Source organism: Shewanella sp. MBTL60-112-B2, assembly GCF_019655055.1.
Lineage (GTDB): Bacteria > Pseudomonadota > Gammaproteobacteria > Enterobacterales > Shewanellaceae > Shewanella.
In genome coordinates this window covers 1-8,118 of record NZ_BPFA01000056.1, presented here as the reverse complement: position 1 = coordinate 8,118, position 8,118 = coordinate 1, and the positions used below count along the sequence as shown (strand labels likewise).

Genomic DNA, 8,118 nt, shown 5'->3' with positions numbered 1-8,118 from the left:
TTTTGCGGCATTCTGGCTACACAATAACGAGGGAAGACTTGCTCGCGGCTGCAACCCTGCTTGCTCAAAATCTATTCAAACATGGTTGTGCTTTGGGGAAATTATGAGGGGATCCCTCAGTACTTTGTGGCAATCTGGTATTCCATTTTCATTAACTTTGTACTAACTTGCACTAAGGCAAATAGCCGTTTTGATTCACCTGTTATTAATGTAAATAGAGAGAAAGCTTAAATAACTTTTTGACTGTGCAAATTTCAATCAAAATTTATTATTAGCATTCATGACTATATATGTACAAATTTAATACTCTGTACGTGTTAACAAGAATCACTTTATTAACAACTAAGCTAGGTAATCACATAACTAAAATTTGAAATAAGATAGACACTGATACCTCTCGTCGCGCTAGTCATCATTTATTCATGATTAGCATGGAGCTTCATGATTAACATGGAGCAATGCGATGCGCTAACGCAGGAGCATCAAGCAAGGTTGAAGCACTATTTACACTGAATATATTTTTGGATACGCGCTTAATTCAATTATTAAACCAGTGCTAGCCATACCTTTGGTTTGCAGTGATTAATAATTTAATAGGTTACTAATCGAAATGCCGTGATTAGGCCGCTAGCCAAAACTTTTAAGCTTTCTAATGGAGATAGACATGAACAACATGATGAATAAGTCACAAATGAACAAAGCTAAGGGCTTCACCCTAATTGAATTGATGATCGTTGTTGCGATTATCGGTATTTTGGCAGCAGTTGCGTTACCGGCCTACAAAGATTATGTAACATCAGCTCAAGGTGGTGCATCAATGAAAGGCATAACAGCGTTTGCTCAAAAGATTCAAGCATGTAATCAGACTGATATTGGTTGTAAAGGTATAAAAGACGAAGTTGCTAAGAATAAAAAGATGACTGCATTAACTGCAGACCCACAAGTAGATACAGCTGTAAGTCTTGTTTGGACTGAAGATAAGTGTATCCTTACAGCTGCATTTGATGGTGCAGGTGGAGTTACTTATACGATGACTAAAGGCGCAAAAGGTGCTGAAAGTGATTTAGCTATTTGCCAAAAAGGTGCAGGCTTACCAACAAGCTAATACTTGTAAAGCGGCCCATATAGACTTAGTGAGGGTGGAAGTAATTTTCACTCTCACTTAATCTCAATATATTAATGAGTAGAAAATGCCAACTACAGGCTTAAATCTTGGTCTATCAACACTCTTTATCCGAAAAAATTTGCTCACAGAAGAGCAGATAGCGATTGCTATCGCTAAATCTCGTAAAAATAAAACCTCTCTTGTCTCTACCGTTATCTCAGAAAACCTAATCGATTCACGCAAAATTGCCGAGCTTTGCTACGAAGAATATGGCACCCCACTGCTAGACCTGAATGAATTCGATATCGGCTCTATCCCAAAAGAGTTCATCAATAAGAAGCTGATCGAGAAGCATAAATGCCTGCCGTTATTTAAGCGTGGCAACCGACTCTATATCGCGACATCTGACCCCACTAATATTGCAGCGTTAGAAGACTTTCAATTTAGTGCAGGCCTGCATGCCGAGGCCATTTTAGTTGAGGACGATAAACTCAACAAAGCCTTAGAAGTCGCTTTAGAAGATGATCTTAGCGGCCTAGACCTTGATAATATCGATGAACAAGCCTTAGCCGGAATCGAAGTTACCGATACCGATAAGCGCGATGAAGAGCAAGATGGTAGCGGTAAAGATGACGCGCCAATTGTCATCTATATTAATAAAATTTTAACTGATGCCATACGTAAAGGGGCATCAGATTTGCACTTTGAGCCTTACGAGAAACGCTATCGCATCCGCTTTCGTATTGACGGTATCTTGCATGAGGTCTCCGAGCCTCCGGTTAATCTTTCAGGCCGTATTTCAGCCCGTTTAAAGGTGATGTCAAAACTTGATATTGCCGAGCGTCGAGTACCGCAAGACGGCCGTATCAAGATGAAGCTATCGCGCTCCAAATCTATCGACTTTCGCGTTAGCACCTTGCCCACAATTTGGGGCGAGAAAATTGTAATGCGTATCTTGGACTCATCATCGGCTCAGCTCGGCATTGAAAAGCTCGGTTATGAAGACGATCAAAGATTATTATACGAAGAGATGCTGCAAAAACCGCAAGGCATGATTTTAGTTACTGGCCCTACAGGCTCTGGTAAAACCGTATCGCTTTATACTGGCCTTAATATTCTTAACACTGAAGAGCGTAATATTTCTACCGCTGAAGATCCGGTCGAGATAAACCTCGAAGGCGTTAATCAGGTTCACATTAATCTAAAAGCTGGTTTAACCTTCGCATCAGCTCTGCGCTCATTCCTGCGTCAAGATCCTGATGTGGTGATGGTCGGTGAAATTCGAGACTTAGAAACCGCTGAAATTGCCATTAAAGCGGCGCAAACTGGTCACTTGGTATTATCGACACTGCATACCAACTCCGCGGCGGAAACTTTAACTCGCTTAATCAACATGGGCGTACCCGGTTATAACATCGCCAGCTCGGTTAACTTGATTATTGCTCAGCGATTATCACGAAGACTGTGCCCTAATTGCAAAGCACCTGAAGCAATCCCTGCCGAGGAGTTATTGAAGCTTGGTTTTAACCAACAGCAAGTAGACGCTGGTATTACCCCGCACAAACCCGTTGGCTGTGACCTATGCTCTGGCGGCTACAAAGGGCGAGTCGGTATCTACGAAGTGATGAAGATGTCCGATGAGATTGCCCGCACTATCATGGAAGGCGGTAACTCATTACAAATCCTTAAGCAAGCCAAACTTCAAGGTATGCGCGACTTACGAGACTCAGGTCTACTCAAGGTCATTCAAGGCGTCACTAGCATCACTGAGATAAATCGAGTCACCAGTTTCTAATTCTAAAAATAGACACATAAATGGTGATAGTAAGTAACATTAAAATCGAACCTAAAAATAACTAGATAAAAGGTCGCTATGGCAATTGCATCCAAAACTTCCAAGCTGTCTCGTGATAGAAAAAAAAATAAAAGTGAACCTAAAGTTGTTACTTATGAATGGAAAGGCACCAATCGAGATGGCTCTAAGACTTCCGGCGAATTAAGAGGGATCTCTAGTGCCGAGATACGTGCGCAACTAAAAAGCCAAGGCGTAACCCCAAAGCAAGTAAAGAAACAAGCGGCTCCTATACTCAAGCTTGGCGACCCAAAAATTAAACCCATGGATATTGCTATGGTTACTCGCCAAATTGCTACCATGCTTGCGGCAGGTGTCCCCCTAGTAACAACTATTGAACTGCTTGGCCGCGGCCATGAAAAAGCTAAGATGCGTGAGTTGTTAGCGACAATTCTTTCCGAAATACAATCCGGTATCCCGTTATCTGATTCGCTTCGTCCTCACAGAAAGTATTTTGATGATCTCTATGTGGACCTAGTTGCAGCAGGCGAGCACTCAGGCTCCCTCGATACCGTTTTCGATCGTATTGCTACTTACAGAGAAAAGTCCGAAGCGCTTAAATCAAAAATTAAAAAAGCTATGCTCTATCCAGCAGCAGTAGTTATAGTTGCTATATTGGTTACCTCTTTATTATTACTATTTGTCGTTCCTCAATTTGAAGAAATTTTCAGTGGTTTTGGTGCTGAACTGCCAGCATTTACTCAATTTGTATTAAAGATATCCCGCGGGCTAGAAAGCTCTTGGTACTTCTTTGCTTTAGCAATCGGTATATCCGTTTTCCTATTCAAGAAAGCTCATCTTAACTCGCAACACTTTAGAGACCAGGTCGACGCATTTCTACTAAAAATACCCGCCATTGGACCAATCCTGCATAAAGGCGCTATGGCACGATTTGCCAGAACTCTTGCCACAACCTTTGCTGCCGGAGTACCTTTGATAGAAGGCCTAGAGTCCGCTGCGGGTGCATCAGGTAACGCAGTTTATCGCAAAGCTATATTAAAGATTCGCACCGAAGTGATGTCTGGCATGCAGATGAACGTCGCCATGCGCACAACCGGTTTATTCCCTGATATGCTAGTGCAGATGGTAATGATTGGCGAAGAGTCGGGATCACTTGATAATATGCTTAATAAAGTGGCTAACATCTATGAGATGCAGGTCGATGACGCCGTTGATGGCTTATCAAGCCTGATTGAACCGATTATGATGGTAGTTATCGGCACCGTTGTGGGTGGCCTGATTGTAGCCATGTACTTACCAATTTTCCAAATGGGTAATGTTGTAGGGTAGTATATCTTTACACACTTCCAAGGCGCTAAGGATGTATCAACGCCTTTAAAATTTAAGAAAAATAATGACTGAACTAATTTCTGTTTTTAGCCAGAACTCTTGGCTGTTTATAAGCTTAAGCTTTGTGTTTGCAGCTGTTATCGGCAGTTTTTTAAATGTGGTAATTCACCGCATGCCGGTAATGATGAAACGTGAGTGGCAACAAGAGTGTAATCACTACCTAAGTGAGTACAAAAAACAGGTGTTTGATAGCAATAAAAAACTGCTTGAAGCGCCAATCGATGCTTTTCCAGATAAATACAATTTAGTCGTTCCTGGCTCTGCTTGCCCCAAATGCAAAACTAATATCAAAGCTATCCATAACTTGCCGATACTTGGCTGGCTGATGCTAAAGGGTAAATGCGCAGCCTGTAGCAATCCTATCTCAGCTCGCTACCCTGTTGTCGAGTTTATTACCGGCGCGCTAGTCGCTTTCTTAGCATGGCACTTTGGCCCAACTTTCGAGTTTGCGCTTACAACCTTACTGACCTTTTGCCTTATCGCCTTAACGGGTATCGATCTGGACGAAATGCTGCTACCAGATCAAATTACTCTGCCTTTATTATGGCTAGGTCTTATCGTTAACTTAAGTGGCACCTTTGCAACAACATCCGATGCCTTAATAGGTGCTGCAGCGGGTTACTTAAGTTTATGGAGCGTGTTTTGGCTATTTAAACTGCTTACGGGCAAGGATGGTATGGGCTATGGCGACTTTAAACTATTAGCCGTATTTGGCGCTTGGTTTGGTTGGCAAGTACTGCCGCTAGTGATCTTACTTTCATCATTGGTTGGCGCGGTCGTCGGCATTGCACTTATTGTGTTCAAGAAATTAAATCATGGTAACCCTATTCCATTTGGGCCTTACATCGCAGCTGCTGGCTGGATAGCTATGATCTGGGGCGAGAGCATTACTAACTGGTATCTTTCCACTTTATAAAGCTAAGAGGTAAAAATATCTATGGCTGATTTTATTGTTGGACTGACTGGCGGAATAGGTAGCGGAAAAACTACGGTTGCCAACCTCTTCGAGGAGCTAGGCATAACACTTGTTGATGCAGATATTATCGCTCGCGATGTTGTAGCAAAGGGCTCTATAGGTCTTATAAAAATTACCGAGCACTTCGGCACAGATACACTACTTGCAGATGGCAACCTAGACCGCGCAAAGCTCAGACAAAAGATTTTTTCAGATGACTCTGAAAGGCTTTGGTTAAATAACCTTTTACACCCAATGATTCGAGATGAAATGCTGGAGCAGTGCAAAGCTGCCCAATCAGATTATGTAATTATGGTTGTACCCTTGCTATTTGAGAACGGGTTAGATAGGTTAGTAGACCGAACACTTCTGGTGGATATTTCACCGGAACTGCAGCAACAAAGAACGATTAGCAGAGATGCAGTTACTGCACAGCAAGTCAAAAATATAATAGGCAGTCAGGCTTCTAGAGCTGAAAAACTGTCAAAAGCTGATGATGTCATAGACAACCATGGAGAGATATCGGCGTTAAAGTGCAAGGTAAATGCACTACATAACTTTTATTTAAAATTATCCAGTAATTCTTGAATAACGCCATGACTGAATTGATCTATGAACAGCCTCTTAACGAAAAAACTCGTAGCTACCTGCGCCTAGAATATTTGGCGCAGCAACTACAGGCTAACCTAGATCAAGATCACCAACATCGCTGTTTTTACCCTCTATTCTCATTGTGTGAACTCACCGAACGCTGCGATTACCGCGGCGAAGTCCTTAAAGACTTAGACAGACAGCTTTTTGCCTTATCGAAGTGGCAATCACTACCTCCTATTAATGATGAGCAAGTAGAACGTTATATCTCTAAGCTAAGCACCTGCAGAGATATATTGCTAGCCTCTCAGCGACCTGGTCATGAGCTACAAAAAGATCGCTTTTTGTCAGCCCTAAGGCAAAGATTCAATATGCCAGGCGCTAGCTGTAATTTTGATTTACCGCAACTCCATTACTGGCTAGCAAAACCTTGGCAAGAACGTCAGAGTGAGTATCAAGATTGGGTAAGCCACTTTGCAAGCATACTTTCTCCAGTAAACTTGCTTCTTGACTTAACAAGGCAGACAACAGAGTACCAATTGAAACAGGCTTGCGGTGGTTTTTATCAAGGGAGTAGCAAACAGCCTTTGTCCCTTATACGAGTCAAGCTTGCCGCTGACCAAGGGTGTTACCCAACCATTAGTGGTAATAGAAACCGCTACGCTATTCACTTTGTAAAGTTTGACCAACAAAAGCATTCAGATCAAACTATCGAATTCGAGTTGGCAACCTGCGCCTAACACTTTAAAATCTGCTAATACACTATCAAGCGTCAGCCTCTTAACTGACAAGGTTCAATATGTCATTAACCGTGAAATGTCCAACTTGCCAGGCTTCAGTTGCTTGGAATGCTGAGTCAAAATTTAAACCTTTCTGTAGCGACCGCTGCAAACTTATCGATCTAGGTGATTGGGCTGCTGAAAAACATGCTATTCCAGTAAAACCTGAGTTTGATCCTGAAATGTTAGACCAGCTAGGTTATGACGAAGCTGACTTTTTCATGGATGGACCAGCGGATGATGGCAAGCACCAATGAGTAAAGTCGTACATGTCGCAGTAGGCGTTATTCAAGATACCGACAAGAGAATTCTTTTAGCTAAGCGCCCACAAAACCTTCATCAAGGCGGAAAATGGGAATTTCCTGGTGGTAAGGTAGAAGTATCTGAAACAACCTCTGAAGCGCTAATTAGAGAGCTTAAAGAAGAAGTCAATTTAGACGTTGTTAACACCCAAGCTATGATGGAAATTCACCACGACTATGGTGACAAACAGGTTTTCTTGGATATCCATTGGGTTACTCAATTCAGCGGCGAAGCAAAAGGCCTAGAAGGTCAACAAGTCCGCTGGGTAGAGCAAGAGCAACTAACGCAATATGACTTTCCTGAAGCCAATAAAGCCATCTTAGAAAAGATCCTTAGCCTGAGCTAGCTTCAACGAGTACGAACTTAAAAGCCCGCTACATAGTAGCGGGCTTTTTTGCTTCTCTTTCGGGGATCTTGTTTTGTCTTCACTTTTACAAAAGTGAAATAAGAGTGGCGACTGGAAATGACCTACGACTCACATGGATGTGCTGAATGCCTGAAACGCATGGATGCAGTTTCAGGCCAAGCTCAGCGGCAGGGCGACCGCCAAGGCCTTTCAATGACATCCTTGTCACCAAGGCATTTGTTAGTCCTAAAAATCAGATGTGGAAGTGCCGATATTGTCTGGAACATTTATCGACCGACGTCGGCTCTATACTGCTAAGAATGGCATTTATGCCTACTTTAAGTGAAGCTGTCATCTTAACCGGTAGCTGTATTCTCGATAAGTTAGCGTTCGGTATTTTACAAACGTCAAACGCAACTCCCCTCCTATGCCATCCATGGCATTCGAGGATAAGTACTTCCTGTACACAAAAGCTACCTTAATAAATTCTGGAAATGGCCTACTCTCACATAGGGGTGAAAGTCTGGCGCTTTGAATACACATCATTCAGCCCCCTCTGCTTTAAGTGAAGAGTGAACGCGGAGAAGCGGTGACCGCCAAGGATGGCGGAAATGCAGTTATCGCAGGGGCAATAAAACTGCCAGCAAGCTGGAGGCAAAGCACATGGATGTGCTGAATGCCTGAAACGCATGGATGCCGCTTCTGGCCAAGCTCAGCGGCGGGTTGACGTCGACTCTTTATCACTAAGAATGGCATTTATGCCTACTACCTACTTTAAGTGAAGCTGCCACCTTAACGGGTAGCTGTATTCTAGATAAGTTAGCAATCGGTATTTTA

The 8,118-nt window shown here is 42.8% G+C and carries 8 protein-coding genes; all 8 read left to right on the top strand.

Annotated elements, in window-relative coordinates; genetic code table 11:
- Window positions 1-664: 664 nt before the first annotated feature.
- The 8 genes from K5Q73_RS21770 (at window position 665) to mutT (ending at window position 7,281) form a co-directional block, all read left to right on the top strand.
- The gene (locus tag K5Q73_RS21770; protein ID WP_374706898.1) at window positions 665-1,105 is read left to right on the top strand and encodes a type IV pilin protein; all 441 of its coding nucleotides are present in this window, start codon (window positions 665-667) and stop codon (window positions 1,103-1,105) included.
- 85 nt (window positions 1,106-1,190) lie between these two features.
- Entirely contained in the window at window positions 1,191-2,900 is a 1,710-nt protein-coding gene (pilB, locus tag K5Q73_RS21080; protein ID WP_220765774.1) for a type IV-A pilus assembly ATPase PilB, read from the top strand.
- Window positions 2,901-2,978: 78 nt separating this feature from the next.
- Window positions 2,979-4,247, top strand: a complete 1,269-nt coding sequence (locus K5Q73_RS21075; protein ID WP_220765773.1) for a type II secretion system F family protein — start codon at window positions 2,979-2,981, stop codon at window positions 4,245-4,247.
- 64 nt (window positions 4,248-4,311) lie between these two features.
- The gene (locus K5Q73_RS21070; RefSeq protein ID WP_220765772.1) at window positions 4,312-5,223 is read left to right on the top strand and encodes an A24 family peptidase; all 912 of its coding nucleotides are present in this window, start codon (window positions 4,312-4,314) and stop codon (window positions 5,221-5,223) included.
- 21 nt (window positions 5,224-5,244) lie between these two features.
- Window positions 5,245-5,850, top strand: coding sequence for a dephospho-CoA kinase (coaE, locus tag K5Q73_RS21065; RefSeq protein WP_220765771.1), 606 nt, complete (start codon window positions 5,245-5,247; stop codon window positions 5,848-5,850).
- Window positions 5,851-5,858: 8 nt separating this feature from the next.
- Window positions 5,859-6,593: a cell division protein ZapD gene (gene zapD, locus K5Q73_RS21060; RefSeq protein ID WP_220765770.1), complete on the top strand. Its 735-nt coding sequence runs from the start codon at window positions 5,859-5,861 to the stop codon at window positions 6,591-6,593.
- A 59-nt stretch (window positions 6,594-6,652) separates the two neighbouring features.
- Window positions 6,653-6,889: a DNA gyrase inhibitor YacG gene (gene yacG, locus K5Q73_RS21055; RefSeq protein ID WP_220765769.1), complete on the top strand. Its 237-nt coding sequence runs from the start codon at window positions 6,653-6,655 to the stop codon at window positions 6,887-6,889.
- On the top strand, window positions 6,886-7,281 hold the full coding sequence (gene mutT, locus K5Q73_RS21050; RefSeq protein WP_220765768.1) for an 8-oxo-dGTP diphosphatase MutT: 396 nt from the start codon (window positions 6,886-6,888) through the stop codon (window positions 7,279-7,281). The genes yacG and mutT overlap by 4 nt, the downstream gene beginning before the upstream one ends.
- The last annotated feature ends 837 nt before the right edge of the window (window positions 7,282-8,118 follow it).

Bases quoted from the DNA above. Each gene is read 5' to 3' on its own strand.
- K5Q73_RS21770 (WP_374706898.1), top strand. From the start codon at position 665: ATGAACAACATGATGAATAAGTCACAAATGAACAAAGCTAAGGGCTTC.
- pilB (WP_220765774.1), top strand. From the start codon at position 1,191: ATGCCAACTACAGGCTTAAATCTTGGTCTATCAACACTCTTTATCCGA.
- K5Q73_RS21075 (WP_220765773.1), top strand. From the start codon at position 2,979: ATGGCAATTGCATCCAAAACTTCCAAGCTGTCTCGTGATAGAAAAAAA.
- K5Q73_RS21070 (WP_220765772.1), top strand. From the start codon at position 4,312: ATGACTGAACTAATTTCTGTTTTTAGCCAGAACTCTTGGCTGTTTATA.
- coaE (WP_220765771.1), top strand. From the start codon at position 5,245: ATGGCTGATTTTATTGTTGGACTGACTGGCGGAATAGGTAGCGGAAAA.
- zapD (WP_220765770.1), top strand. From the start codon at position 5,859: ATGACTGAATTGATCTATGAACAGCCTCTTAACGAAAAAACTCGTAGC.
- yacG (WP_220765769.1), top strand. From the start codon at position 6,653: ATGTCATTAACCGTGAAATGTCCAACTTGCCAGGCTTCAGTTGCTTGG.
- mutT (WP_220765768.1), top strand. From the start codon at position 6,886: ATGAGTAAAGTCGTACATGTCGCAGTAGGCGTTATTCAAGATACCGAC.